Annotated in this window: 19 protein-coding genes; 12 read left to right on the top strand and 7 right to left on the bottom strand. The window is 70.6% G+C overall.

The window, feature by feature from the left end; translation table 11 throughout:
- Positions 1-10 precede the first annotated feature (10 nt).
- A complete protein-coding gene (locus HND91_RS09185; protein ID WP_181706263.1) occupies positions 11-619 on the top strand; it encodes a malonic semialdehyde reductase in 609 nt (202 codons plus the stop codon).
- A 105-nt stretch (positions 620-724) separates the two neighbouring features.
- Positions 725-1,393 carry a response regulator transcription factor gene (locus HND91_RS09180; RefSeq protein ID WP_181706262.1) on the top strand — a complete coding sequence of 223 codons (669 nt, stop codon included), beginning with the start codon at positions 725-727 and terminating at the stop codon, positions 1,391-1,393.
- Between the two features lie 67 nt (positions 1,394-1,460).
- Here the strand turns inward: HND91_RS09180 and HND91_RS09175 are convergent, their stop codons facing one another.
- Positions 1,461-2,735: a hybrid sensor histidine kinase/response regulator gene (locus HND91_RS09175; protein ID WP_246329398.1), complete on the bottom strand. Its 1,275-nt coding sequence runs from the start codon at positions 2,733-2,735 to the stop codon at positions 1,461-1,463.
- A gap of 128 nt (positions 2,736-2,863) precedes the next feature.
- Entirely contained in the window at positions 2,864-4,042 is a 1,179-nt protein-coding gene (locus HND91_RS09170) for an FIST N-terminal domain-containing protein (protein ID WP_181706259.1), read from the bottom strand.
- Between the two features lie 237 nt (positions 4,043-4,279).
- Between HND91_RS09170 and HND91_RS09165 the strand changes: the two genes are divergently transcribed.
- From HND91_RS09165 to HND91_RS09150, 4 genes are all read left to right on the top strand, one after another.
- Positions 4,280-5,020, top strand: a complete 741-nt coding sequence (locus HND91_RS09165) for an SRPBCC family protein (protein ID WP_181706258.1) — start codon at positions 4,280-4,282, stop codon at positions 5,018-5,020.
- Between the two features lie 125 nt (positions 5,021-5,145).
- The gene (locus tag HND91_RS09160; RefSeq protein ID WP_181706257.1) at positions 5,146-5,634 is read left to right on the top strand and encodes a (2Fe-2S)-binding protein; all 489 of its coding nucleotides are present in this window, start codon (positions 5,146-5,148) and stop codon (positions 5,632-5,634) included.
- A 139-nt stretch (positions 5,635-5,773) separates the two neighbouring features.
- Complete coding sequence (locus tag HND91_RS09155) at positions 5,774-8,122, top strand: xanthine dehydrogenase family protein molybdopterin-binding subunit (protein WP_181706256.1); 2,349 nt, start codon at positions 5,774-5,776, stop codon at positions 8,120-8,122.
- 15 nt (positions 8,123-8,137) lie between these two features.
- Positions 8,138-8,935, top strand: coding sequence for an FAD binding domain-containing protein (locus HND91_RS09150; RefSeq protein ID WP_181706255.1), 798 nt, complete (start codon positions 8,138-8,140; stop codon positions 8,933-8,935).
- Between the two features lie 203 nt (positions 8,936-9,138).
- Here the strand turns inward: HND91_RS09150 and HND91_RS09145 are convergent, their stop codons facing one another.
- The 3 genes from HND91_RS09145 to HND91_RS09135 form a co-directional block, all read right to left on the bottom strand.
- A complete protein-coding gene (locus HND91_RS09145; protein WP_181706254.1) occupies positions 9,139-9,897 on the bottom strand; it encodes an SDR family NAD(P)-dependent oxidoreductase in 759 nt (252 codons plus the stop codon).
- 103 nt (positions 9,898-10,000) lie between these two features.
- Positions 10,001-10,921: a response regulator transcription factor gene (locus HND91_RS09140; RefSeq protein WP_181706253.1), complete on the bottom strand. Its 921-nt coding sequence runs from the start codon at positions 10,919-10,921 to the stop codon at positions 10,001-10,003.
- Positions 10,908-14,294 carry a hybrid sensor histidine kinase/response regulator gene (locus HND91_RS09135; RefSeq protein ID WP_181706252.1) on the bottom strand — a complete coding sequence of 1,129 codons (3,387 nt, stop codon included), beginning with the start codon at positions 14,292-14,294 and terminating at the stop codon, positions 10,908-10,910. The genes HND91_RS09140 and HND91_RS09135 overlap by 14 nt, the downstream gene beginning before the upstream one ends.
- Positions 14,295-14,692: 398 nt before the next feature.
- Between HND91_RS09135 and urtA the strand changes: the two genes are divergently transcribed.
- The 5 genes from urtA (at position 14,693) to urtE (ending at position 20,587) form a co-directional block, all read left to right on the top strand.
- Positions 14,693-15,931, top strand: coding sequence for an urea ABC transporter substrate-binding protein (gene urtA, locus HND91_RS09130; protein WP_425485433.1), 1,239 nt, complete (start codon positions 14,693-14,695; stop codon positions 15,929-15,931).
- A 137-nt stretch (positions 15,932-16,068) separates the two neighbouring features.
- Complete coding sequence (gene urtB, locus HND91_RS09125) at positions 16,069-17,688, top strand: urea ABC transporter permease subunit UrtB (RefSeq protein WP_181706250.1); 1,620 nt, start codon at positions 16,069-16,071, stop codon at positions 17,686-17,688.
- Complete coding sequence (gene urtC, locus HND91_RS09120; RefSeq protein ID WP_181706249.1) at positions 17,685-18,821, top strand: urea ABC transporter permease subunit UrtC; 1,137 nt, start codon at positions 17,685-17,687, stop codon at positions 18,819-18,821. Before urtB ends, urtC begins: the two co-directional genes overlap by 4 nt.
- A 12-nt stretch (positions 18,822-18,833) precedes the next feature.
- Positions 18,834-19,586 (top strand): urea ABC transporter ATP-binding protein UrtD, encoded by a 753-nt coding sequence (gene urtD / locus HND91_RS09115; protein ID WP_181706248.1) that lies wholly within the window; start codon positions 18,834-18,836, stop codon positions 19,584-19,586.
- A 305-nt stretch (positions 19,587-19,891) separates the two neighbouring features.
- Positions 19,892-20,587, top strand: a complete 696-nt coding sequence (gene urtE, locus HND91_RS09110; protein WP_181706247.1) for an urea ABC transporter ATP-binding subunit UrtE — start codon at positions 19,892-19,894, stop codon at positions 20,585-20,587.
- A gap of 216 nt (positions 20,588-20,803) precedes the next feature.
- Here urtE and hrpB read toward each other — a convergent pair whose 3' ends face one another.
- On the bottom strand, positions 20,804-23,275 hold the full coding sequence (gene hrpB, locus HND91_RS09105) for an ATP-dependent helicase HrpB (RefSeq protein ID WP_181706246.1): 2,472 nt from the start codon (positions 23,273-23,275) through the stop codon (positions 20,804-20,806).
- 140 nt (positions 23,276-23,415) lie between these two features.
- The gene (locus HND91_RS09100) at positions 23,416-24,216 is read right to left on the bottom strand and encodes a tetratricopeptide repeat protein (RefSeq protein ID WP_181706245.1); all 801 of its coding nucleotides are present in this window, start codon (positions 24,214-24,216) and stop codon (positions 23,416-23,418) included.
- Between the two features lie 218 nt (positions 24,217-24,434).
- Here HND91_RS09100 and HND91_RS09095 point away from each other — a divergent pair, with 218 nt between their 5' ends.
- Positions 24,435-25,817 (top strand): leucyl aminopeptidase family protein, encoded by a 1,383-nt coding sequence (locus HND91_RS09095; protein ID WP_425485432.1) that lies wholly within the window; start codon positions 24,435-24,437, stop codon positions 25,815-25,817.
- The last annotated feature ends 11 nt before the right edge of the window (positions 25,818-25,828 follow it).

Below are 25,828 nucleotides of genomic sequence, written 5' to 3'. Positions count from 1 at the left end.
GATTCCGTCAATGGACGCTTCCGTCTCCAAGTCGCTGGTCCCGCTCGACGCCGCCGGTCTCGACCTCATCTTCCGCGAAGCCCGCACCTACAACGCCTTCCTCGACCAGCCGGTCGCGGACGAGATGCTGCTGGAGGCGATCCGCCTCGCCGAACTCGGGCCGACGGGCGTCAATGCCGTTCCGGGCCGCTTCGTCATCGTCAAGTCCGAGGAGGCCAAGGCCCGCCTCGCCCCGCACCTCTCGGAGGGCAACCGGGCCAAGACCCTGAAGGCGCCGGCGACCATCATCGTCGCCCAGGACATCGCCTTCACCGAAACGCTGATCCGCACCTTCCCGCACGCCCCGGGCGCCAAGGACTGGTTCCAGGGCCAGGCCGCCGTCGACTACGCCGCCTACAACGCGACGCTCCAGGCCGCCTACCTGATCGTCGCCCTCCGCGCCCTCGGCCTCGACACCGGCCCGATGGGCGGCTTCAACAAGGACGGCGTGGACAAGGCGTTCCTCGAGGGCACCACCTGGCGCTCCAACCTCCTCATCAACGTCGGCTACGGCGACAGGAGCTCGCTCTTCCCGCGCAATCCGCGCTTCGACGTGGAAGAGATCACCAGGATCGTCTGACGGCCGAGGCCGCCCGTCTCCTCCGAAGGGCGGCTGTTCCTCGCCTTCGTCGGGGCCTATGCTCAAGCGGTCGCCGTCACTGGACGGCGGCCGTTTCCGTCTGGCATGGCCGCGATGACCCGATTCCTGATCGTCGACGATCACCCGCTGTTCCGGGAGGCGCTGCAGAGCGTCATCAGCCGGGACTGGCCCGGCGCTGAGATCCGCGAGGCCGACAGCATCCAGGCCGCCGAGGACCTGCTCGGCGCGGGCCTTTCGGTGGACCTCGCCCTTCTCGATCTCTCCATGCCGGACGTCCACGGGTTCGACGGGCTCCTGCGCCTCAGGACCGCGCACCCGCGCCTGCCGATCGTGGTGGTGTCGGGCCTGGAGGACGCCCGGATCGTACGCGAGGCGCTTTCCTACGGAGTGGCGGGCTTCATCCCGAAATCCGTGCGCCGGGACGAACTCGGCCGCGCCATCGGCGAGGTCATGACCGGATCGGTCTACGTGCCCGCCGGCCTGGAGCCCTCTGGCGAGACCCAGGACCCGAGCCGGGCCGAGCGCATCCAGCGCCTCAAGACGCTGACGCCCCAGCAGGTGCGCGTGCTGAAGATGCTGCGCCAGGGCCTTCTCAACAAGCAGATCGCCTTCGAGCTCAACGTCGGCGAGACCACCGTCAAGGCGCACGTGTCGGAAATCCTGCGCAAGCTCGGCGTCTACAGCCGCACCCAGGCGGTGATCGAAGCCTCCAAGATCGACTTCGACCAGGTGCTCGCCGATCAGGAGACCTGATCCGCCCGCTGTCCGGCGGTCGCCGCTTGCGCGGTCCTGCCGGCACACCGGCCCGGCTGGCCGACCCTCAGCCGAGCAGATGGGCCATCAGGGCCCGGAGTTCCGCCGGTTTCACCGGCTTCTGCATCAGCTCGCAGCCGGCCCCGCGCACCCGCCGGGCGATCGCCGCGCCGCCGTCGGCCGTCACCACCACCGCCGGGACCGGTCGGCCGGCGAGCTGGCGCACCCGCTCGATGGCATCGAGGCCGGTCTCGCCGTTGTCCAGGTGATAGTCCGCCAGGACGAGGTCGGGCGGACCGTCCGAACCCACCAGGTCCGCCGCTTCGCCGACCGTGCGGGTGGCCGAAACCCGGCAGCTCCAGCGGGCGAGCAGCACCTCCGTGGCGGAGCGCACCGCGTCGTCGTTCTCCACCACCAGCACCTTGGCGTCGGCGACGCCGAAGGTCTTGAGGGCCGCGCGGGTCTCCTGGGCCGGAACGGGCACGTCCTCGGCCGCCGCGAGCGGCACCGTGACCGTGAAGGCGGTACCGCGCCCCTCCTTGGACCGGAAGGAGAGCCGGTGGCCGAGAGCCTGGACCATGCGCCGCACGATGGCGAGGCCGAGCCCGAGCCCGGCGGAGCCGTCGCCCTTCGGCAGGTGGCCCCGGTGGAACTCCTCGAAGATCAGCTCGTGCTCGCCGGGCGGGATGCCGATTCCCGTGTCCGCCACGGTGATGCGCGCCGCCGCGCCCGGCCCCGGACGGACGCCCACGAGGACGCCGCCCGCGGGCGTGTAGCGGATCGCGTTGGAGATGAGGTTCTGGAGCACGCGCCGGAGGAGGAGCGGATCGGTGCGCACCACCGCCGTGGTGGGCCGCACCCGGAAGGCGAGGCCCTTCTTGGCGACGATCGGCCCGAAGTCGGAGGCGAGCGCCGACAGGATCTCCTGGAGCTGGACCGTCTTCGTCTCCGCCTTCAGGACACCGGCGTCGAGCTGGGAGATGTCGAGGAGGGTCTTTAGGAGATCCTCGATGGAGGAGAGTGCCCGGTCCACCTGGCCGGCGAGGCGGCTGCCCTCCTCGGTCGTCTGCACCTCGGTGAGCGCCGACACGGTGAGCCGGGCGGCGTTCAGCGGCTGCAGGAGGTCGTGCCCGGCGGCGGCCAGGAAGCGCGTCTTGTAGAGGTTGGCCTGCTCGGCCTCCTCCTTGGCGCGGCGCAGCTCCTCGTTCGACAATTCCAGGCGATGAAGGACGGCGGTCAGTTCCTCCGTCCGGGCCCGCACCTGGAGATCCAGGTTGATGGCGGTCTGGAACAGCGAGTAGGCGTTGCCGTGGGCGTCGGTGGACCGCTCCACCCGGTCCATGAGGGCGGCGTTGATCTTCTCCAGCCGGCGGATCCGCTCGCGCAGGGCCGCTTCCCGGTCGTCGATCTCGGTGACCGCGACCGGGGCCGCCGGGCGGCCGGACCGGAGGGGGCGGGCCGGCCCGTCGGTCATCGGACCGTTCCGCCGCGGCCGATGGCGACGCCCGTGAAGGTCTGGTTCAGGTGCATGGTGCGGAACTGCTCGCCGTAGGTGTTGAAGCCGAACACCTTGTGCTGCTTGTAGAGTTCCGAGATCCGGTGCGCCACCTGCCGGTTCTGGGCGTCGAGGCGCCGGAGCACGCAGTCGAAGCCGAGGATCCAGTCGATGCCGCCGAGGTCGCGGTCGAGCTTCTGGAGCGCCGCCTCCACGCTGCTGACGAGGTCGACCGGCTCCGCCATGGTGAGCACCACGCCGTCGTCGATGGCGCAGAAGAAGGACAGCGAGCCGTCCGGGTTGGTGCAGCGGAGCGAACGGCAGAAGTATTCGCCGCCGACCCGCACCACCATGGGGTGGGACGCGAAGCCGAAGGGCGACAGCCTGTCCGCCTCCATGCCCACATGGGTGGCGTATTCGTCGGCGGCCACCTCGGCGTTCAGTTCGAACACCGTCCGGGTCTCCGGGTCGGACGCGGTGACCACCAGGCGCTGGCCGGTCGGCCGGAAGTTGTCGGTCTTGAACACCTTGAACGGGTGGTCCGTGTGGACGAGGATCAGGATCGCCGCGTCCGTGTGGATGCGCCCGTCGTGGAGCAGGCTGGTCGCCCGGAACGACAGGCCGTCGCCGGCGGAGCCGCCCACGAGCGGGATCTCGCCGAGCGCCCAGTCGATGGCCGAGACCACCGCCTCCTCGCGCATGCAGAGGCCGTCGATCAGGCTGACCGCGAAGGTCCGCCCCGGCTGCATGTCCGGGCGGCGGCGCATGAGGTCGGCCTTCAGGGACGTGACGGCTTCCGAGCCCCGGTCGATGCCGAGGCGGCTGAGGTCCGGGATCACGCCGGACACGATGTCGAAGCCCGCGCGCGGGAAGGCGATCGCCACCAGGCCGCCGTCGCTGAGGCCCTCGGCGGAAATCTCCCCGGCGGTGGAGCAGCCGACCACCGGCACGCCGGGCAGGATGCGCCGGAAGGCGGCGCCGAGTTCCACGGCGTCGTAGCTGGCCGAGAAGAAGACCATCAGGAAGCCGGTGGACGCCGTGTCGAGCCGCTCGCCCACGGCGGCGACGGCCGCGTCGAGCGGCGCGTCCGCAACGGACAGGGTCTTGATGCCGGACGAGAAATCCCGTCCCTCGGTCGGGCTCGGCACGCCCATGGTCCTCCCACCGGCCGGACGTTCGCGTCCGCTGTTCTCGTGCCGAAAAGTATGCGGATCGTCATGATTTTACGCAAGGGCAGGGGAGACGCGGCGTGCCGACGCGGTTTAGGCTGCCGTCGGTCGTGGGCGGCGGCCCGGCGGAGACCGAAAGTACAATGGTCGCGGAGGGGAAGCGGAGGCTACCGTTCGCGCCGTCGACAAGAAGCCGAACGGCTCGCAGTGGGAGGTGCACACATGGACATGACCGGGGAATATCGCATTCCAGCGCCTCGACAGGCGGTGTGGGAGGCCCTCAACGACCCGGACATGCTGAAGGCCTGCATTCCCGGTTGTGAGAGCCTGGAGAAGACCGGGGACGAGATGGTCGCCACCGTGGTGGCGAAGATCGGCCCAGTGAAGGCGAAGTTCTCCGGCAAGGTGCGCCTGGAGAACCTCAACCCGCCGACCAGCTATTCGATCGTCGGCGAAGGCAGCGGCGGCGTCGCCGGCTTCGCCAAGGGCGGGGCGGACGTGTCGCTCGCCGACGACGGCGCCGACACCGTCCTCAGCTACACCGCCAAGGCGCAGGTGGGCGGCAAGCTCGCCCAGCTCGGCAGCCGGCTCATCGACGGCACCGCCAAGATGATGGCGGACCAGTTCTTCTCGGCGTTCTCGGCCAAGGTCGGGGCGGCCGCGGCCGCCGCGACCCCCGTGGCCGTGGTGGCGGACACTCCAGCCCCGGCCACGATGGCGGCGACCACCACCGGCGCGGCGCCCGCCTCGGCCCCGATGTCGCCCGCCGAGCGGGACGGCGGCCAGGTTGCCGTGAAGGAGGACGCGCTCGACCGCGTGGTCCATGCGGCCGAGGCCGCCGAGCGCAAGGCGGAAACACGGGTCGAGACCGCCGCCATCAAGTCCGGCCCGTCCGGCCCCATGCTGTGGGGGTTGATCGCCCTCGCGGTGCTCGCCGTCATCCTGATCATCGGCGCGCTCTGACGCGGATCGCCCGGCCCACCTTGGACTGGGACGCGGCGCTCATCATATCGATTTAGGTCGGGCTGCGGGCGGGAGCGGAGAGCCGCGCAGCCGGACCAGGCAAAAGCTCAAAAGGGAGGAAGCAGATGGCCACCATTTCCCTGACCGTGAACGGCAAGGCCGTCACGGCCACTGTCGAGGACCGGACGCTGCTGGTGCAGTACCTGCGCGAAAATCTGGGGCTGACCGGCACCCACGTGGGCTGCGACACGTCGCAGTGCGGCGCCTGCGTGATCCTCGTGGACGGCCGGGCCGTCAAGGCCTGCACCATGCTGGCCGCCCAGGCGGACGGCTCCACGGTGACCACCATCGAGGGCCTCGCCACCGGCGACCAGCTGCATCCTGTGCAGGCGGCCTTCCGCGAGCATCACGGCCTGCAGTGCGGCTTCTGCACGCCCGGCATGATCATGGCGGCGGTGGACATGATCAACCGCCGCGGCGGCGCGCTCGACGAGCAGACCATCCGGCACGAGCTGGAGGGCAACATCTGCCGCTGCACCGGCTACCACAACATCGTGAAGGCCATCCAGGCCGCGTCCGCCGAGATGGCCGGCATGCGCCAGGCCGCCGAATAACCAGACGTCACCCGGAAGGGACCCTGGAGGCCCCGCCGCGGCGCCGCAGCCGTCCACCGCTCCGAGGGAGGGAGCGCGACGGGGCCGGCCGCCGACGGGCGGGGGAGGGGACCTTCGAAGGCCACAAGGGGAGGAACCCATGGGAGTTGAAGGCATCGGCGCGCGCGTCACCCGCAAGGAAGACCGTCGCTTCATCACCGGCAAGGGCCGCTACACGGACGACATCGTCCTGAAGGACACCACCTACGGGGTGTTCGTGCGCTCGCCCCACGCCCACGCCAAGATCCTGTCGATCGACACCACGGCCGCCAAGGCGGCACCGGGCGTGATCGAGATCCTGACCGGAGCCGATCTCGCCGGCGACCGCATCGGCGGCCTGATCTGCGGCTGGATGATTCATTCGCGCGACGGCACGCCCATGAAGGCGGGCGCCCATCCGGCGATCGCCCACGAGCGGGTGCGCCATGTGGGTGACCAGGTTGCCCTCGTGATCGCCGAGACCAAGGCCCAGGCCCGCGACGCCGCGGAGCTGGTCGAGGTGGACTACGAGATCCTTCCGGCCGTGGTCGACCCGGCCCGCGCCATGGACGCGGACGCGCCGCTGATCCACGACGTGGCCCCCAGCAACCTGATCTTCGACTGGGTGCTCGGCGACGAGGAGGCCACCGAGGCCGCCTTCGCCAAGGCCGCCCATGTGGTGGAGCTCGACATCATCAACAACCGGCTGTCGCCGAACCCCATGGAGCCGCGCTCGGCCATCGGCTACTACGACGAGGCCGAGGAGCACTACGACCTCTACACCACGAGCCAGAACCCGCACGTGGCGCGCCTGGTGCTCTCCGCCTTCGTCGGCATCGCGCCGGAGCACAAGCTGCGCGTGGTCGCCCCGGACGTCGGCGGCGGCTTCGGCGCCAAGATCTACATCTACCCGGAAGAGACCGCCTGCCTGTGGGCGTCCAAGCGCATCGGCGGCCGGCCGGTGAAGTGGACCTCCGACCGCACGGAAGCCTTCCTGACCGACTGCCACGGCCGCGACCACGTCACCAAGGCGAAGCTCGCGCTCGCCGAGGACGGCACCTTCCTGGCGCTCCGATCCGACACGATCGCCAACATCGGCGCCTACATGTCGACCTTCTCGTCGGCGACGCCCACCTACCTGCACGGCACGCTCCTGTCGGGCCAGTACGTGATCCCGGCGATCTTCACCAACGTGAAGGCGGTCTACACCAACACCACGCCGGTGGACGCCTATCGCGGCGCCGGTCGGCCGGAGGCCACCTATATCGTGGAGCGGCTGGTGGAGACGGCGGCGCGCCAGCTCGGCATGGACCCGGCGGAGCTCCGGCGGAAGAACTTCATCCGCCAGTTCCCCTACCAGACGCCCGTCATCCTCACCTATGACGCCGGCGACTTCGAGGCCAACCTCGACAAGGCCCTCGCGGCCGTCGACTACGCCGGCTTCCCGGCGCGCAAGGCGGAGGCCAAGACCCGCGGCAAGCTGCGCGGCATCGGCTTCTCCAGCTACATCGAGGCCTGCGGCATCGCGCCGTCCCAGGCGGTCGGCTCGCTCGGCTCGGGCGTCGGGCTCTGGGAATCCGCCGAGGTGCGGGTGAACCCGGTCGGCACCGTGGAGATCCTCACCGGCTCCCACAGCCACGGCCAGGGCCACGAGACCACCTTCGCCCAGCTCGTCAACGAGCGGCTCGGCATCGGCCTCAACAACGTCCAGATCGTCCATGGCGACACCGACAAGGTGCAGTTCGGCATGGGCACCTACGGCTCGCGGTCCGGCGCGGTCGGCATGTCGGCGATCGTCAAGGCGCTCGACAAGGTCGAGGCCAAGGCCAAGAAGATCGCCGCCCACCTGATGGAGGCCTCCGAGGCCGACATCGTGATCGAGGACGGCGAACTGAAGGTGGCCGGAACCGACAAGAAGCTGCCCTTCTTCCAGGTGGCGCTGGCCGCCTACACGGCCCACAACCTGCCCGCCGGCATGGAGCCGGGCCTGAAGGAGAGCGCCTTCTACGACCCGACCAACTTCACCTACCCGGCCGGCACCTACATCTGCGAGGTCGAGGTCGATCCGGACACCGGCAAGACCGAGATCGTCCAGTTCGTGGCGGTCGACGACTTCGGCCGGATCATCAACCCGATGATCGTGGAAGGCCAGGTTCACGGCGGTCTCGCCCAGGGCATCGGCCAGGCGCTGATGGAGGGCGTCTCCTACGATCCGGAGAGCGGCCAGCTGCTGACCGGCTCCTACATGGACTACTGCATGCCGCGCGCCGACGACGTACCGTCCTTCAAGGTGGACCACGTCACCACCCTCTGCCCGGGCAACCCGCTCGGCATGAAGGGCTGCGGCGAGGCGGGCGCCATCGGCTCGCCGCCGGCCGTGATCAACGCCATCACGGACGCCATCGGCAACAACAACCTCTCCATGCCCGCCACGCCGGCCAAGGTGTGGGCGGCGATCAACGCGGCCTGACGGAGGACGGACCTCATGTACCAGACCACCTATCACCGGCCGTCGACCGTCCAGGAGGCGGCGTCGCTCCTCGCCTCGGCCGAGGACGTGAAGCTGCTCGCCGGCGGTCAGACCCTGATCCCGACCATGAAGCAGCGGCTCGCCGCGCCGGCCAACCTGATCGACCTCGGCCGGATCGCCGAGCTGAAGGGGATCACGGTCTCCGGCGGCACGGTCACGATCGGGGCCGGCACCACGCACGCGGAGGTCCACACCTCCGCGGACGTGAAGGCCGCGATCCCGGCGCTCGCCAAGCTGGCGGGCGGCATCGGCGACCCGCACGTGCGCCACTTGGGCACCATCGGCGGCTCGGTCGCCAACAACGACCCGGCGGCGGACTATCCCTCCGCCGTGCTCGGTCTCGGCGCAACGGTGGTCACCACCAAGCGCGAGATCCCGGCGGACGACTTCTTCGCCGGCATGTTCACGACGGCGCTCGAGGAGGACGAGATCATCGTCCGCTTCGTGTTCCCGGTGCCCCGGAAGGCCGCCTACGCCAAGTTCGCCAACCCGGCCTCGCGCTATGCGATGACGGGCGTGTTCGTGGCGGTGACCGGCGACGGCGTGCGCGTGGCGGTGACGGGCGCCGGCTCGGACGGCGTGTTCCGCTGGATGGACGCGGAGGCCGCGCTCGCCTCCGATCTGTCGCCGTCGGCCCTCGATGGCCTCTCCTTGGACCCGTCGGGCATGCTCTCCGACATTCACGGCGACGCCGCCTACCGGGCGAACCTCGTGAAGGTGATGGCCAAGCGCGCGCTCGCGGCGCTCGGCTGAGGCCGGATCCCGGGCCTCGGGTGAGGGACCCGGCGTGGATCCCGGCCGAGGATGAGCCTGGACGGATGAGACGAAAGGCCGGACGGGGGCGCCCCGTCCGGCCTTTTTTCATTCGACCTTGCAGACGCCGGGCCAGCCGATCCGTCGGGCCCGGCCTCTATCGACAACCCTGGGCGCGCGCGCCCGGATCACCATGCCTCGGCTCAGACGTGCTGGCCGCCGTTCACGTGGATCTCCGCGCCGGTCACATAGGACGACGCCTGGGTGCAGAGATAGAAGATCGTGTCGGCGACCTCGGCCGGCTGGCCGAGGCGGCGGAGCGGGATGTCGTCGATCATCTTCTCGGTGCCGGGCGAGAGGATGGAGGTGTCGATCTCGCCGGGCGCGATGGCGTTCACCCGGATGCCGTGGGGCCCGAAGTCGGCCGCCATCTCGCGGGTCAGCGCCGCGAGCGCGGCCTTGGAGGTGGAATAGGCCGAGCCCGCGAACGGGTGGACGCGAGCGCCCGCGATGGACGTGACGTTCACCACTGAGCCGCCGGCCCGCTTCAGTTCGTGGAAGAGGCCCCGGGCGAGCAGGATGGGAGCGAAGAAGTTCACCTGGAAGACGGTGCGCCACTGGTGCATGGGCGTCGCGATGGAATCGAGGCGCTTGCCGCCCTCGTCTTTCGGGCTGATGCCGGCGTTGTTGACCAGCGCGTCGAGCCGGCCCCCGTCCGCTTCCAGGCGCTGACGCATCTCGGCGACGGCGTTGCCGAGGTTCTCCGGGTCGGACAGGTCCACCTGGATGTGGTCCTCCGGTCCCATGGGCCACGGGCACCGGTCGGAGAAGGGGTGGCGCGAGCAGGTGATGACGCGCCAGCCGGCGGCGGAGAACCGCTTCACGGTGGCATGGCCGATGCCGCGGCTGGCGCCGGTCAGCACGATGGTGCGGCGGTCCGGTGTCGGCGTGGTGGACGTCATGGAGTGGCTCCTGATGGATCCCGCTTATGGGAAACCCGTGTGTATACCGAATGGTGGTCCGGCGGAACGGCCGCGTGGCGTCGGCCGGGCCCAAGTCGCGTCGTCATCGGTCGCCGAGGGCCCGGAGGGCCACCACCGCCGCCGACGAGCGGTTCTCCACCCCGAGCTTGGCATAGACCTGCTCCAGGTGCTTGTTCACCGTGCGGGGCGACAGGCCTAGGATCTCGGCGATGTCCCGGTTGGATTTGCCGTGGGTGATCCAGAGGAGAACCTCGGCCTCCCGGTTGGTGATCTGGAAGCGTTCGCGCAGCAGGAGCGTGCGGGCGTCCAGGTCCTCGCCGGTGAGCCGGAACAGGTATTCGTCGCCGCCGACCCGGCCGACGAAGGAGAGGGTGAGCCGCGGCCCGCTCGGCACCGGGATGTCGAAGGACGTGCTGACCTCGCCGCCGGCCAGGCCCTTCAGCCAGGCGATCGCCTCGTCGGGAAGGAGGGTGCGGTCGTCCTCGCCGGGAAGGGCCGTGACGAGGAGCCGCGCCGCCTGCGGCGTGGACCAGCGCACGCGGCCCTCGCCGTCGGTCGCCAGCAGGTGCCGGCCGGCGGTGTCAAGGGCGGCCCGGGCGCTCTGGGCCGCGCGGGCGTTGGCGAGATGGACCCGGATGCGGGCGAGCAGGGCGTCGATGACGAGCGGCTTGGTGACATAGTCCACGCCGCCCGCCTCCAGGCCCTTCACGATGTGCTCGGTCTCGCTGAGGCCGGTCATGAAGATCACCGGCACGTGGGCGAGCGGGCCGGCCTTCAGGCGCCGGCAGGTCTCGAACCCGTCGAGGCCGGGCATGACCGCGTCCATCAGGATGATGTCGGGCGTGATCTGGCGCACGAGTTCCAGCGCCTCCTCGCCGCCGAGGGCGACCAGCACCATGGCGCCCGTCTCGTCGAGGGCGTCGGTGAGGAGCCGGAGCGTCTGGGGCGAGTCGTCCACGACCAGCACCGTGTCGCGCCGGGAGACCGGGTCACCCGCCGTCATCGAGCGCCTCCAGCCGCTTGAGATAGCCGCGGAAATCGAACCGCCTCAGGTAGTCGCGCAGGTCTTCCACCAGGGGTCGCGCCGCCTCGTCCGCCTCGAGCTCGGCGAGCTTGGCCTCGATGCCGCGCACATAGCCAATCCGGCCGAGCTGGACCAGTTCCCGCACGTGCATGGAGCCCGGCGAGGCCACGGCTCCAGGGGGCACCACCGCCGGCCGGGTGCCGACGGCGCCGTCCGTCTCCTCCACCCAGGTGAGCCCCGTGAGCGCGCCGATCCGCTCCAGGAGCGCCGCGAGGCTGAAGGGTTTCGACATGGTGCCGTCCCAAGCGGCATCCGCCTCAGCCGCGTCCGTGCCGACGCCGAGGTTGGCGGAGAGCATCAGGATGGGGGCGTCGTGGCCGCCGGCCCGGAGCGCGCGGGCGAGATCCCAGCCGCTCATGCCCGGCATGGACACGTCGAGAAGGAAGAGGTCCGGCCGGATCGCCTCCACGAGCGACAGGCAGCCGGGCCCGTCCGCGGCCTCCAGGACGGCGAAGCCGAGCGGCGTGAGGATGTCGCGCACGAGACTCCGGTGGGTGGCGTCGTCGTCGGCGACGAGCACGGTCCGCCGGTCGCCCACGTAGCCGACCACCCGGGCCGCCGGCGCCTGGGCCGGGCGGGGGTCGCTGACGGCGGTCAGCATGAGGCGGACCTTGAAGGCGCTGCCCGCCGGGCCGCTCTCCAGGGCGATCTCGCCGCCCATCAGCTCCACCAGCATCTTGGTGATGGTGAGGCCGAGGCCGAGGCCCGGCGCCGCCTGGGCGCGCGCCTGGGCGCCGCGCTCGAACGGCTCGAACACCCGGGCGAGGTCCTCCTCCGGGATGCCGATGCCGCTGTCCTCCACCGTGATCGTGGCGATCTGGCTGCGGTAGGCGACCCGGAGCGTCACGTGGCCGGCGTCGGTGAACTTGATGGCGTTGGAGAGGAGGTTGATGAGCACCTGGCGCAGCCGCTTCTCGTCGGCGCGCACCACCTCGGGCAGGTTCTCCGCCCTGAGGTAGCGGAACTCCAGGCCTTTTCCGGTCGCCTGCATGCGGAACATCTCCACCAGCGGATCGATGAGGTCGCCGATGCGCACCTCCGCGCGCTGGATCTGCAGGCGGCCCGCCTCGATGCGGGAGATGTCGAGGAGGCCCTCGATGAGGCGCGACAGGTGTTCCGCGCTCTTGCGGATGATGCCGACGTTGCCGCGCGGGGTGGCCGGCAGGCTGGGGTCGCGCTCCATCAGCTGGGCGTAGCCGAGCACCGCGTTGAGGGGGGTGCGGAGTTCGTGGCTGAGGCCGACCACGTAGCGGCTCTTGGCGAGATTGGCGGCCTCGGCCACTTCCTTGGCCCGCTGGAGTGCGGCGTCCGTGCGCCGGTGCGCCTCGATCTCCTGGAGGAGGAGCGTGGTCTGCCGGGCCGACTCCTCCTGGGCCACCCGGCGGCTCTCCTGGGCGAGCACGAAGAACCAGGTGACGATGCCGGCCACGATGAGGAGCACGAAGAAGGCGCCCCAGAGCGCCCGCTCCACGGTGGCGAGCTGGGCCGGGTCGCCCGGCGGCACCTGGGCGTGGATGAGGCCGAGCACGAGGCTGATCACCGCCACCCAGAGCAGGATGCCGCCCGCGTACTGGACGAGGCTGGGGCTGAGCCGCTCGGCGGCGCGCCGGGGGAGCACGGCCTGCAGGCTGGTGATCACCTGGTTCTGCAGCCGCGCCTTCGGCTTGCAGAGGTCGTGGCAGCGGGCGTCGAGCGAGCAGCAGAGCGAGCAGATCGGCGCCGCGTAGGCCGGGCAGAAGGCCATGTCCTCCGGCTCGAACGGATTCTCGCAGACCCGGCACTCGATCTGCCCCTGGCCGGCCCAGGCCCGACGCGGCTTGCGGGCGAGGGCGTAGCGGCCGCGGGTGGCGGCGGCGATCAAGGGGGCGGTGACGAGCGAGACCGCGAGGGCGACGAACGGAGCGAGCGCCTGCGCTTCCGGCCCGAACACGCCGGAGAGGGCCGCGAGCGCCGCCGCGATCGCCGCCACCATGGCGCCGACGCCGACCGGGTTCACGTCGTAGAGGTGGGCCCGCTTGAACTCCACGCCCGGCGGCGAGAGGCCGAGGGGCTTGTTGATGCCGAGGTCGGCGACGAGTGCGCCGAGCCAGGCGACGGCCACGATGGCGAAGAGCCCGAGCGTCTGCTCCAGCGCCCGGTAGATGCCGAGCTCCATTAGCAGGAGCGCGATCGCGACGTTGAACATCAGCCACACCACGCGGCCGGGATGGCTGTGGGTGAGTCGGGAGAAGAAGTTCGACCAGGCGAGCGACCCGGCGTAGGCGTTCATCACGTTGATCTTCAGCTGCGACACGATCACCAGGAGGGCCGTGCAGGCGAGCACCACCCATTCGGTCGGGAAGACGTAGTCGAAGGCCACCTTGTACATGTAGGCCGGCTCGGCCGCGTGGTCCGCGCCGACGCCGGCGTTGAGCACCACGACCGCCAGGAAGGACCCGAACAGGAGCTTCGGGATGCCGAGGATGATCCAGCCCGGGCCGGCGGCGACGAGGGCGAGCAGCCATGTCGCCCGGGTCTTCCGGCTGTTGGCGGAGGTGCGCGCCGGCATGAAGCGCAGGATGTCCACCTGTTCGCCGATCTGCGGCAGGAGGGCGAGGATGACGGACGCCGCGCCGCCGAAGCGCAGGAGATCGAAGCCGTCGCCACCGTCGGTGGGCGGAGCAAGGCCCGGAAAGCTCGTCCAGAGACTCACGGTGCCCCAATCCTTCATCAGGATGAAAGGCAGCGGCAGCAGGTTGAGGACGATCCAGAGCGGCTGGGTGGCGAGCTGGAACCGGCTGATCCACGCGATGCCGTGGGTGACGAGCGGGATGACGGCGAGCGAGGAGAGGATGTAGCCGAGCCAGAGCGGCACGCCGAAGCAGAGCTCCAGCGCCGTCGCCATGATGGCCGCCTCGATGGCGAACAGGATGAACGTGAAGGTGGCGTAGATCAGCGACGTGACCGTGGAGCCGATGTAGCCGAACCCGCCGCCGCGGGTGAGGAGGTCGATGTCGACGCCATAGCGCGCCGCATAGGTGCCGATCGGCAGGCCGGTGACGAAGATGATCGCCCCGACGATCAGGATGGCGGCGACCGCGTTGGTGAAGCCGTAGGAGAGCGTGATGGCCCCGCCGATCGCCTCCAGCGCCAGGAAGGAGATGGCCCCGATGGCGGTCTGCGCCACCCGCGGCGCGGACCAGCGCCGGGCCCGCTTGGCGGTGAACCGGAGGGCATAGTCCTCCAGGGTCTCGTTCGCGACCCACTGGTTGTACCGCCGTCTCACCGGGATGATGCGCTGCCGTCCCGCCATGCCGCTTTCCAAGGTCTCCACCGGCCGCCCGGATCTGTCCGCGGCGGGAACGTCCGCCGTGTCCCGCCGCGGCGCCGGCGGGCGCGCCGGTCGTCGCCGCAGGCCCCGCGGGGGCATTCCCCCATGCAAGAGCCGCGCAAGATGCCGCCCCGGCCTTCCGCCCCGGCAAGGGAGCGGTTTGGGCACGAGCTGGCGCGCATCTGTGCAGTTGCTTGCTTTTGGGGCAGGTCACGATTTGCGGCAATCGACGTATACCCGGCGACGGTCCCCTTGTCCAAAGTCCCCCCTCGAGCAGCGCGGCCCAGCCGACCTGCCATGAGGATCGCACAACAGGGGGACATCAGATGAAGAGCATTCGTCCGTCCAAGGGCCTCGTCGGCGCCCTTGCCTTCTCGCTCATGGCCGCGACGGGGCTGTCCGCCGCGTCCGCCCAGGAGGACACCATCAAGGTCGGCGTGCTGCACTCGCTGTCCGGCACCATGGCGATCTCCGAGACCACCCTCAAGGACACGATCCTCTATCTCATCGAGGAGCAGAACAAGAAGGGCGGCGTCCTCGGCAAGAAGCTCGAGGCGGTGGTGGTCGACCCGGCGTCGAACTGGCCGCTCTTCGCCGAGAAGGCGCGCGAGCTGATCGAGAAGGAGAAGGTCTCCGTCGTGTTCGGCTGCTGGACCTCGGTGTCGCGCAAGTCCGTGCTGCCGGTGTTCAAGGAGCTGAACTCGATCCTCTTCTACCCGGTCCAGTACGAGGGCGAGGAGAGCGAGCGCAACGTGTTCTACACCGGCGCCGCCCCGAACCAGCAGGCGATCCCGGCGGTGGACTATCTCGCCGCCGAAGAGGGCGTGGAGCGTTGGGTGCTCGCCGGCACCGACTACGTCTACCCGCGCACCACCAACAAGATCCTGGAAGCCTACCTGAAGTCCAAGGGCGTCGCCGCCGAGGACATCATGATCAACTACACGCCGTTCGGTCATTCCGACTGGCAGTCGATCGTCGCCGACATCAAGAAGTTCGGCTCGGCCGGCAAGAAGACCGCCGTCGTCTCGACCATCAACGGCGACGCCAACGTGCCCTTCTACAAGGAGCTCGGCAACCAGGGCATCAAGGCCGAGGACATCCCGGTCGTCGCCTTCTCGGTGGGCGAGGAAGAGCTCGCCGGCCTCGACACCGGCCCGCTGGTCGGCCATCTGGCCGCCTGGAACTACTTCCAGTCGGTCGACGCCGAGGTGAACGCCACGTTCATCGAGGGCTGGCAGGCGTACGTGAAGAACGACAAGCGCGTCACCAACGACCCGATGGAAGCCCACTACATCGGCTTCAACATGTGGGTGAAGGCGGTCGAGGCGGCCGGCACCACCGACACCGACCCGGTGATCGACAACCTGATCGGCGTCTCCGTGCCGAACCTGTCCGGCGGCTACTCGGCCATGATGCCGAACCACCACATCACCAAGCCGGTGCTGATCGGCGAGATCCAGGCGGACGGCCAGTTCGACATCGTCTCGCAGACCGACGGCCTCGTGGTCGGCGACGAGTGGTCCGACTACCTGGACGGCTCCAAGGACCTGATCTCCGATTGGCGCAAGCCCATGTCGTGCGGCAACTTCAACGTCGTCACCGGCAAGTGCGGCGGCTGAGGCCGACCTGAACGAGCGACGGCCCGCTTCGTGGCGGGCCGCTTGCATGGCTCATGGCGCCGGGAGGGGTGAACGCCCCGCCCGGTGTCGCGCCGTCCGCCGAGGCTGCGGCGGGGGAAGCAGGAGCGGGTGAACCCATGCGCTACTTTTCGGTCCTGATCACCGCCCTCTGGCTGATGCTGTCCGCCGTCGCGGCGCCGGCCGCGACCGTGATCGCCGACGCCGACCTGACCCGGCTCGTCAACCAGCTGGGCGTCGGCGGCTTCGACGAGGCCGACGCGGCCATCGGGTCCCTCGCCGCCACCGGCGACGGCCGCGTTTCCGCCATCCTGGACGCGCTTGGCGAGGGCGACCTCTTCGTGCGCAAGACCGACAAGGCGGTCGTGAAGGCAGAGGCCGCCGGGCGGGAATTCAAGCTGACCGACCCGGTGACCGGCGCCGACCTCGGCACGGCGCCGAAGGCGGCCGTGGAGAAGATCAGGGTCAACAATCGCCTGCGCCGGACCATCGCGGCGGCCGTCGGCACGCTGACCCTTCGCAGCGACGACCCGGCTGTCCGCCGCTCCGCCGCCGAGGCGGTGATGAAGTCGAAGGACGCCGCCGCCATCCCGGCGCTCGACGCCGCCATCGCGGCCGAGACGGACGAGCGGATCAAGGTCGTGATGGTCGCCGCCCGCGCCGCGGCGGTGCTGGAATCCGACCTGCCCGAGGCCGACAAGCTGGCCGCCATCGAGACCATCGGCGATCTCGGCGGCCGCGACGCCCTCGCCATGCTGGCGTCCTACACGGGCGCCAACGGCGCCGTCGGCGAGGCCGCCCGCAAGGCCTCGACCTCCATCGAGAGCAGCCTTCTCCTCTGGGACGCGGCGCAGAACATCACCTACGGCCTTTCGCTCGGCTCCGTGCTCCTCCTCGCCGCCATCGGGCTCGCCATCACCTTCGGCGTGATGGGCGTGATCAACATGGCCCACGGCGAGATGGTGATGATCGGCGCCTACGTGACCTTCGTGGTGCAGGAGGTGATCCGCACCTCCGCGCCGGACCTGTTCGACTATTCGCTCCTGATCGCCCTGCCGCTCGCCTTCCTGGTGTCGGGCGGCGTCGGCGTCCTGATCGAGCGCTCGGTGATCCGCTGGCTCTATGGCCGGCCGCTGGAGACGCTGCTCGCCACCTGGGGCGTTTCCTTGATGCTGCAGCAGGCGGTGCGCACCATCTTCGGCGCCCAGAACCGGGAGGTCGGCAATCCGTCCTGGATGTCCGGCTCCTTCACGGTGGGAGAACTCGCCGTCACCTGGTCGCGGCTCTGGATCATCGTGTTCGCCCTCGTGGTGTTCGCCGGCCTGATGCTCGTCCTGAAGCGCACGCCGTTCGGCCTGCAGACCCGGGCCGTGACCCAGAACCGCCAGATGGCGAGCGCCATGGGCATCCGCACGCCGTGGGTGGACGCCTTCACGTTCGGCCTCGGCTCCGGCATCGCCGGCATCGCGGGCGTCGCCCTCAGCCAGATCGACAACGTCTCGCCCAACCTCGGCCAGGGCTACATCATCGACAGCTTCATGGTGGTGGTGTTCGGCGGCGTCGGCAATCTCTGGGGCACGCTCGTCGGCGCCATGACGCTCGGCATCGCCAACAAGCTCCTGGAGCCCTACGCGGGGGCGGTGCTCGGCAAGATCCTGCTCCTCGTCTTCATCATCCTCTTCATCCAGAAGCGACCGCGCGGCCTGTTCGCGCTCAAGGGAAGGGCGATCGAGGCATGATCACGGGCTTCCTCCTCAACGGCTTCGACACCCGGGCGCGGATCGTGGTCGCCATCCTGGTCGCCATCGCGCTCCTGGTGCCGGCCGCCAACCTCTATCTTCCGGCCGACCATCCGCTGCACGTGCCCACCTACGCGGTCACGCTCATGGGCAAGTATTTCGCCTATGCGCTGCTCGCCCTCGCGGTCGACCTCGTCTGGGGCTATTGCGGCATCCTCTCCCTCGGCCACGGCGCCTTCTTCGCCCTCGGCGGCTACGCCATGGGCATGTACCTGATGCGCCAGATCGGCACCCGGGGCGTCTACGCCGACCCGATCCTGCCGGACTTCATGGTCTTCCTGAACTGGAAGGAGCTGCCCTGGTTCTGGTACGGCTTCGACATGTTCTGGTTCGCCGCCCTGATGGTGCTGCTGGTGCCCGGGGCGCTCGCCTTCGTGTTCGGCTGGTTCGCCTTCCGCTCCCGCGTCACGGGCGTCTACCTCTCCATCATCACGCAGGCGCTCACCTACGCGCTGCTGCTCGCCTTCTTCCGCAACGACATGGGCTTCGGCGGCAACAACGGCCTCACCGACTTCAAGGACATCCTCGGCTACAACGTCCAGGCCGACACGACGCGCGCCACCCTGTTCGCCCTGACGGTGCTCTTCCTGGCGCTCGCCTTCTTCATCGCCTCCGCGATCGCCCGGTCCAAGCTCGGCAAGGTGCTGGTCGGCGTGCGCGACGCGGAAAGCCGCACCCGCTTCCTCGGCTACCGTGTGGAGAACTACAAGCTCTTCGTCTGGACGCTCTCGGCCATGATGGCCGGCGTCGCCGGGGCGCTCTACGTGCCGCAGGTCGGCATCATCAACCCGTCCGAGTTCGCACCCGCCAACTCCATCGAGGCGGTGATCTGGGTGGCGGTCGGCGGCCGCGGCACCCTCATCGGCCCGATCGTGGGCGCTGTGGCGGTGAACTTCGGCAAGACCTGGTTCACGGGCGTCCTGCCGGAGCTCTGGCTGTTCGCCCTCGGCGCCCTCTTCATCGTGGTCACGCTCTTCCTGCCGAAGGGCATCGTCGGGACCGTGCAGGCCTTCTGGGCGAACCGACGCCGGCCCGCCACCCCCGCCGCCCTCGCGGCGGAACCGGCCGAGTAAGGAGCCCGACCCATGACCGACAAAGCCGCCGGCACGCTCCTCTATCTCGACGGCGTCAACAAGGCGTTCGACGGGTTTAAGGCGATCAACAACCTGTCCCTGGTGCTGGAGCCCGGCGAGATGCGGGCCATCATCGGCCCGAACGGCGCCGGCAAGACCACCATGATGGACATCATCACCGGCAAGACGAAGCCCGACACCGGCGACGTGCTGTTCGAGGGCTCGACGGACCTGACCCGGCTGGACGAGGCCAAGATCGCCAATCTCGGCATCGGCCGGAAGTTCCAGAAGCCCACCGTGTTCGAGAGCCACACGGTGGAGGACAACATCGTCCTCGCCCTGAAGGCCAAGCGCGGCGCCTTCGCAACCCTGTTCCACCAGACCACGAAGGCGGAGGCCGCCCGGGTGGACGAACTCCTCGCCACCACCCGCCTGACCGACAAGCGCGCGATGCTGGCCGCCCGCCTCAGCCACGGCCAGAAGCAGTGGCTGGAGATCGGCATGCTGCTCGCCCAGGAGCCGCGCCTGCTGCTGGTGGACGAGCCGGCCGCCGGCATGACCGACGCGGAAACCGCCGAGACCGCCCTCCTGCTGAAGGAGATCGCCAAGACCCAGTCGGTGGTGGTGGTGGAGCACGACATGACGTTCGTGCGGGATCTCGGCGTGAAAGTGACGGTGCTGCACGAGGGGTCCGTGCTGGCGGAAGGCTCGCTCGACGTGGTGTCGAGCAATCCGAAAGTGGTGGAAGTGTATCTGGGACGGTGAGGGGCGGCGGGTTCGGTCGACGACCGGATGCCGGTGCAGCCGGAGACCGGGTGCGGATGCGGCCGGCGACCCCCACCCTGTCCCTCGCCCGCAAGGGGGGAGGGGACGATGGGTGGATGGGTGGAGGGCCTGTTCGGGCGCTCATTCGGTCGATTGCGGCGCCCCTTCTGCTGCGTGCACCGATAGGGAAAGAGGCTCCCCCCTCCCCCCTTGCGGGGGAGGGCAGGGTGGGGGTGGGTGGGGCGGGCGCGACGTTCGATTCCCGCCCATCCGGTTAGACCGACGAGAACCGCAGGTGAGACCCGATGCTGAACGTTGAAGCCGTGAACCTGCACTATGGGGCCGCTCAGGCGCTGCGCGGCGTGTCGCTGGTGGCCGAACCCGGCAAGGTCACCTGCGTGATGGGGCGCAACGGCGTCGGCAAGACGTCGCTGATGCGGGCCATCGTCGGCCTGCAGGGCATTTCCGGCGGCAGGATCGTCTGGGAAGGGGCCGACGTGTCCCGTCTCACGCCGCACGACCGCGCCCGCAAAGGCATCGCCATCGTGCCCCAGGGCCGCGACATCTTCCCGCTTCTCACCGTGAAGGAAAACCTGGAGACCGGCTATGCGCCGATCGCCCGCAAGGATCGGCATGTGCCGGAGACGGTGTTCGAGCTCTTCCCGGTGCTGAAGGACATGCTGAAGCGGCGCGGCGGCGACCTCTCGGGCGGTCAGCAGCAGCAGCTTGCCATCGGCCGCGCCCTCGTGACCCGGCCGCGCCTCCTGGTCTTGGACGAACCGACGGAGGGTATCCAGCCGTCCATCATCAAGGACATCGGCCGGGCCATCGGCTACCTGCGCGACCAGGGCACCATGGCGATCGTGCTGGTGGAGCAGTATTTCGACTTCGCCAAGGACCTCGCCGACCGCTTCGTCGTGATGGACCGGGGCGAGGTGATCATGTCCGGCACCAAGGACACCATGGACGAGGACGCGGTGCGGGCGAAGATCACGGTGTGAGAGCGGGACTTGTTAAGCGGCGGAAGCGCTCCTCCGGACGGCGCTCGTGCGTGACCGCCATCCGGGCTAAGGTCGGGATCCAGCTGGCGGCGGGATTGGGCGAGCCGTCGCGGATGATGCCGGCCTCAATCGGCTCCCAGCGTTCGCCGGGATGACGGAAGCGGACTTCAAGACTGCGCACGTCTCCGGGCCCGTCGTCCCCGGAAATCGCCAGCCTCACGTGCCTCTTGGCTTTGCCCGCGTCGTCGCCGGCGCGGCGAGGGCGTCGTCGGGCCAGGGGTGGCGGGGGTAGCGGCCCTTGAGGTCCTTGGCGACGTCGCGCCAGGAGCCGCGCCAGAAGCCCGGCAGGTCCTTGGTGGTCTGGATCGGCCGATGGGCGGGGGATGTCAGCACCACCGCGAGGGGCACGCGCCCGCCGGCGACGCTCGGGTGCCGGTCGAGGCCGAACAGTTCCTGCACCCGGATCGTGATGGCGGGGCCGCCTTCCGCCCCGTAGTCGATCGGCACGCGGCTGCCCGTGGGCGCCTCGAAATGGCTCGGCAGCAGGCGGTCCATCTCCTGGCGGAGCGACCAGGGCAGGAGGCCGTCGAGCGCCGCCGCCAGGACGCCCGCATCCACCTCGTCGAAGCGCGACAGGCCGAAAAGGTGTGGCGCCAGCCAGCCCGGCAGGGCCTCCCGGAGCGCGTCGTCCGAAAGGTCCGGCCACGGCTCTCCGACGGTCTCGCGCAGGAAGGTGGCGCGGCCGCGGAGCGCCTTCTGGTCCTTCGACCAGGGCAGCCGGTCCACCCCGATGTCCTTGATCCCGAGGGCGAGCGCCTCCGCCGTCCCGGCCCCGGCCGGCACGGGGGCCGGCTCCTCGGCGAGCACCAGCGCCTCCACGCGGCGCACACGGCGTGCCCGGACGGCCCGGGCCGCCTGGTCCCACGCCACCACCACGCCGTCGCGGATGCGGCCGGCGTACACCGCCTCCACGTCCGCCCGGTCGAGGGCGGCGGCAAGCCGGATGCGCGCCTTCTCGGCGGTGCCGGTGAGATCCGCCACCACCAGGAAGGCCTCGCGGGCGAGAGGGTCGTGGTCCTCCAGGGACCCGCCCCGGCCGTTGGCGAGTCGGAAACCGCCACGCGCGCCGCGGGCCTGGGCCACCCGGTCCGGATAGGCCCTGGCGAGATGGCGGCCGGCGTCCTCGAGACGGCCTCCATCCTGGACCCGTCCGCCGCCGGCGGCCGCCACCCAGCGGACCGCCAGCCGGCGGGCGTCCTCCGCGCGCGGGGAGCGGTCCGACCGGAAGCGCCGGAGCCGGTCCGCGAGATCGGTGCCGTCGCCGCCGAGGCCGCGCTCGGTGAGGACGACCGCGATGTCGGCGGCGAGCCGCGCCTCGCCCTCCCGCGCCGCTTCCACCACCATGTGGGCGAGCCGCGGATGAAGCGGCAGGCGGGCGAGCGCCCGACCGGCGGCGGTGGGTCGGCCATCGTCGTCGAGGGCGTCAAGGCCCTTCAGGAGTTTCACGGCTTCGTCCCAGGCCGGTCGGGGCGGCGGGTCCAGGAAGGCGAGGGCGGCCGGATCGTGGACGCCCCAGGCGGCGAGATCCAGCACGAGGGAGGCAAGGTCGGCCTCCAGGATCTCCGGCCGGTCGAACGGCTCCAGGGCGGCGGTCTGGCCCTCGGCCCAGAGCCGCCAGCAGACGCCCGGCTCCGTGCGCCCGGCGCGTCCCCGGCGCTGGTCCGCCGCGGCGCGCGAGACCCGCACCGTCTCCAGCCGGGTGAGGCCCGTGCCCGGCTCAAAGCGGGGAACCCGGGCGAGACCGCCGTCCACCACGATGCGGACGCCCTCGATGGTGAGCGAGGTCTCGGCGATGGAGGTGGCGAGCACCACCTTGCGCCGGCCCGGCGGCGCCGGGCGGATGGCCCGGTCCTGCTCGGCGGGCGTGAGGGCGCCGTAAAGCGGGGCGAGCTCCGCATCCGCCGGCAGGCGCTGTTTCAGTCGTTCGGCGACGCGCTGGATCTCCCCCTGGCCGGGAAGGAAGACGAGGGCGGAGCCGGCGTCCTCGGCGAGCGCCTTCAGGACGAGGCTCGCCACCTGGTCCTCGAAGCGGACCAGCGGGTCGCGGGGGCTATGGCGGGTCTCCACCGGAAAGGCGCGCCCCTCGCTCGCCACCACCGGCGCGTCGCCGAGGAGGCCGGCGACGCGGGCGCCGTCGAGCGTGGCCGACATGACGAGGAGGCGAAGGTCGTCGCGCAGGGCCTCCGCGCTGTCGAGCGCGAGCGCGAGGCCGAGGTCGCCGTCGAGGCTTCGCTCGTGGAACTCGTCGAAGAGAACCGCCGCCACCCCGTCGAGGGCGGCATCGTCCACGATCATCCGGGTGAACACGCCCTCGGTGACCACCTCGATCCGAGTGCGGGCGGAAACCCGGCTGTCGAGGCGCACCCGGTAGCCGACCGTCTCGCCCACGCTCTGGCCCAGGCTGTCGGCCATGCGGGCGGCGGCGGCCCGGGCGGCGATGCGGCGCGGCTCCACGAGGAGGATGCGCCCGTCGCCGCGCCAGGGCTCCCCGAGAAGGGCGAGCGGCACGCGGGTCGTCTTGCCGGCGCCGGGCGGCGCCACAAGCACGGCGCGCGGGCGGGACGCGAGGGTGCGCAGAAGCTCCGGGAGCGCGTCGTCGATCGGCAGGCGGGGAAGGGCGGGCGGCATGGCGGCCTTTTCGCAAGGCCGGGCCGGCGGATCAAGCTCCGCCCGCTGCGGCGGGGTGCGCCGCCCCGGTCCGGAGCGCTTGAGCGAGACGCTTGAGCGCGGCCCGGCGAAGCCTTGGTGCCTTCCGTCCGGGACGAGGGTCAGGACGTCTTCTTCTTGTCCGCAGCCTTGATCTGGTTCCAGGTGTTGGCCTGGGCCATCATGCTCTTCAGATAGGCGACGTTCGCCGCCGCCTGGGTCGGGTCCATCTCGGCGGCGGCAACCTGTTCGGCTTCCGCGTAGCGCCCCTGGAGGCCGATCACGAGGGCGAGGTTCTGGCGGATCCGGCTGTTCGCGCGCGGCGAGGCGGCCGCCTGCCGGAGCAGCGTTTCGGCGGGGGTGAGATCGCCGGCGAGAAGATGGCTGAGCGCCAGGTTGTTGAGGATGCTCGGCTCCTCCGGTGCGAGCACGCGCGCCTTTTCGTAGAGGGTGCGGGCCTCCATGGTCTGGCCCATCTGGTCCAGGATGGCGCCTTCGGCCGACAGCAGCTTCCAGTCCGGACGCTCGGGCGTCTGGGCGTCCCGAATCACCCGCAGGGCCGATTCGAATTCGCCATTGGCAGCGAGCGCCTTGCCATAGGCGGCGGCGACCTCCTGGTCCTTCGGGTGCGCCAGCACGCCCCGGCGCATGACCGCGACCGCCTGGTCGGCCTGGCCGTTCAGCCGAAGGGCGGCGGCGAAGTTCAGGAGGGTGGCCTTGTCCTTCGGGTCCTTGTCGTAGCGACCGCCCCAGATCCGGGTGGCTTCCGCGATCTGCTGGTCGGAGAGGTTGGTCGAGCCGGTGACCGTGACGCCGCCGTGGCTGCCGACCGCCGATCCCGACTGGCAGCCGGCGAGGGCCGCGGCGACCGGCAGGAGGAGCGCGGCGAGAGTGGGAAGGCGACGGCGGGCGAGCATGGGCATCGGTCGATCCGGAGCGGCGGTCTGTGGCTCTCAGGCATAATCCGTTAACCCTAATGACTGGTTAACCCGGCCGCCCGACCTGTCGCTTCTGCCGATGGTCGCGCTGGCGGCGGGGGAGCGCGGCGGCTTGCGGGCGGGCGTCCGCACCGTCATGATCGCCGCCCGGCCGCCGGCCCCACGGCCCTGGCGACCCGCCCCCCGTGAGGAGATCGATCTTGCTGCCAGCCCTTGTCGCCGCCGATACTGTCGAACCCGCCATGTCCGTCCACGTGATCACCGAGGAGGCCCTGCCGGAGACCGTGGCGGCGCTTGGCGAGAGGGCTGCCGGCTGGGTGTCGGCGAACGGCTTCAAGGCGGCGGCCGGCAGTCACCTGATGGTGCCGGACGGATCGGGCGCTCCCGCCGCGGTGCTGTTCGGCCTCGGCAAGGCCGGCGACAAGGCACGCTCGCCCTTCCTGGTCGGCAAGCTTGCGACCGCGCTGCCGCCGGGGCTCTATCGCCTCGCCACCTTCGAGGGCGATCTCCCGCTGGCGGTGCTCGCGTTCGCGCTCGGCAGCTATCGGTTCGACCGCTACGTCAAGCCGAAGGAAGGCGCGCCGCGGCTCGTCGTGCCCTCCACGGTGGACGCCCGCGCGCTCGACCGGGCGGCCCGGGCTGTTTACCTGGTCCGCGATCTCGTCAACACGCCGGCGAACGACCTGGGCACGGAGGATCTCGCGGCGGCCGTGCGGGCCGTGGCGGATCGGCACGGAGCCCGGGTGAACGAGATCGTCGGGGACGACCTCCTCGCCCACGGCTTCCCGCTGGTGCACGCGGTGGGATCCGGCAGCGCTTCGGCGCCGCGGATCGTCGACGCCGTGTGGGGTGACGAGCGCGACCCGAAGGTCACCCTGGTCGGCAAGGGCGTGGTGTTCGACAGCGGCGGGCTGAACATCAAGTCCGACGGCGGCATGCTCCTGATGAAGAAGGACATGGGCGGCGCCGCCAACGTGCTGGGCCTCGCCCAGATGATCATGGAGGCGGGTCTGCGGGTCCGCCTGCGGGTGATCACGCCGATCGTGGAGAACGCCATCTCGGGCCGCTCCTTCCGGCCGGGCGACGTCTACCGCAGCCGCAAGGGCCTGACCGTGGAGATCGGCAACACGGACGCGGAAGGGCGGCTGATCCTCGCCGACGCGCTCGCGCTCGCCGACGAGGAGGCGCCGGACCTTCTCGTCGATCTCGCCACCCTGACCGGGGCCGCCCGCGTGGCCCTCGGGCCGGACCTGCCGCCGGTCTACACCCGCGACGACGCCTTCGCGGCGGATCTGGCGGCCGCGTCGCTGCGGGTCAACGATCCGCTCTGGCGGATGCCGCTCTGGCCGGCCTACGACCAGCTGCTGTCGTCCAAGGTGGCGGACATGAACAACGTCACGGCCGGTGGGTTCGCGGGCTCGATCACGGCCGCCCTCTTCCTCGGCCGCTTCGTGGAGCAGGCGAAGACCTGGCTCCACGGCGACATCTTCGCCTGGACCCCGTCCGCCAAGCCGGGCCAGCCGGACGGCGGCGAGGCCCAGGTGATCCGCGCCCTGTTCGACATCCTGGAGAAGCGCTACGGGTGAGCCGAAGGCGC

The organism is Chthonobacter rhizosphaerae, assembly GCF_013839525.1.
GTDB classification, from domain to species: domain Bacteria; phylum Pseudomonadota; class Alphaproteobacteria; order Rhizobiales; family Pleomorphomonadaceae; genus Chthonobacter; species Chthonobacter rhizosphaerae.
This window is presented reverse-complemented; position numbering and strand designations above follow the sequence as displayed.

Coding starts and splice junctions, on each gene's coding strand:
- HND91_RS09140 (WP_181706253.1), bottom strand. CDS start 10,921: ATGACGGCGGGTGACCCGGTCTCCCGGCGCGACACGGTGCTGGTCGTG.
- HND91_RS09170 (WP_181706259.1), bottom strand. CDS start 4,042: ATGGGCGTGCCGAGCCCGACCGAGGGACGGGATTTCTCGTCCGGCATC.
- urtB (WP_181706250.1), top strand. CDS start 16,069: ATGCGCTACTTTTCGGTCCTGATCACCGCCCTCTGGCTGATGCTGTCC.
- HND91_RS09165 (WP_181706258.1), top strand. CDS start 4,280: ATGGACATGACCGGGGAATATCGCATTCCAGCGCCTCGACAGGCGGTG.
- HND91_RS09185 (WP_181706263.1), top strand. CDS start 11: ATGGACGCTTCCGTCTCCAAGTCGCTGGTCCCGCTCGACGCCGCCGGT.
- HND91_RS09145 (WP_181706254.1), bottom strand. CDS start 9,897: ATGACGTCCACCACGCCGACACCGGACCGCCGCACCATCGTGCTGACC.
- HND91_RS09155 (WP_181706256.1), top strand. CDS start 5,774: ATGGGAGTTGAAGGCATCGGCGCGCGCGTCACCCGCAAGGAAGACCGT.
- hrpB (WP_181706246.1), bottom strand. CDS start 23,275: ATGCCGCCCGCCCTTCCCCGCCTGCCGATCGACGACGCGCTCCCGGAG.
- HND91_RS09135 (WP_181706252.1), bottom strand. CDS start 14,294: ATGGCGGGACGGCAGCGCATCATCCCGGTGAGACGGCGGTACAACCAG.
- urtA (WP_425485433.1), top strand. CDS start 14,693: ATGGCCGCGACGGGGCTGTCCGCCGCGTCCGCCCAGGAGGACACCATC.
- HND91_RS09150 (WP_181706255.1), top strand. CDS start 8,138: ATGTACCAGACCACCTATCACCGGCCGTCGACCGTCCAGGAGGCGGCG.
- urtD (WP_181706248.1), top strand. CDS start 18,834: ATGACCGACAAAGCCGCCGGCACGCTCCTCTATCTCGACGGCGTCAAC.
- HND91_RS09180 (WP_181706262.1), top strand. CDS start 725: ATGGCCGCGATGACCCGATTCCTGATCGTCGACGATCACCCGCTGTTC.
- urtE (WP_181706247.1), top strand. CDS start 19,892: ATGCTGAACGTTGAAGCCGTGAACCTGCACTATGGGGCCGCTCAGGCG.
- urtC (WP_181706249.1), top strand. CDS start 17,685: ATGATCACGGGCTTCCTCCTCAACGGCTTCGACACCCGGGCGCGGATC.
- HND91_RS09160 (WP_181706257.1), top strand. CDS start 5,146: ATGGCCACCATTTCCCTGACCGTGAACGGCAAGGCCGTCACGGCCACT.
- HND91_RS09175 (WP_246329398.1), bottom strand. CDS start 2,735: ATGGACCGGGTGGAGCGGTCCACCGACGCCCACGGCAACGCCTACTCG.
- HND91_RS09100 (WP_181706245.1), bottom strand. CDS start 24,216: ATGCCCATGCTCGCCCGCCGTCGCCTTCCCACTCTCGCCGCGCTCCTC.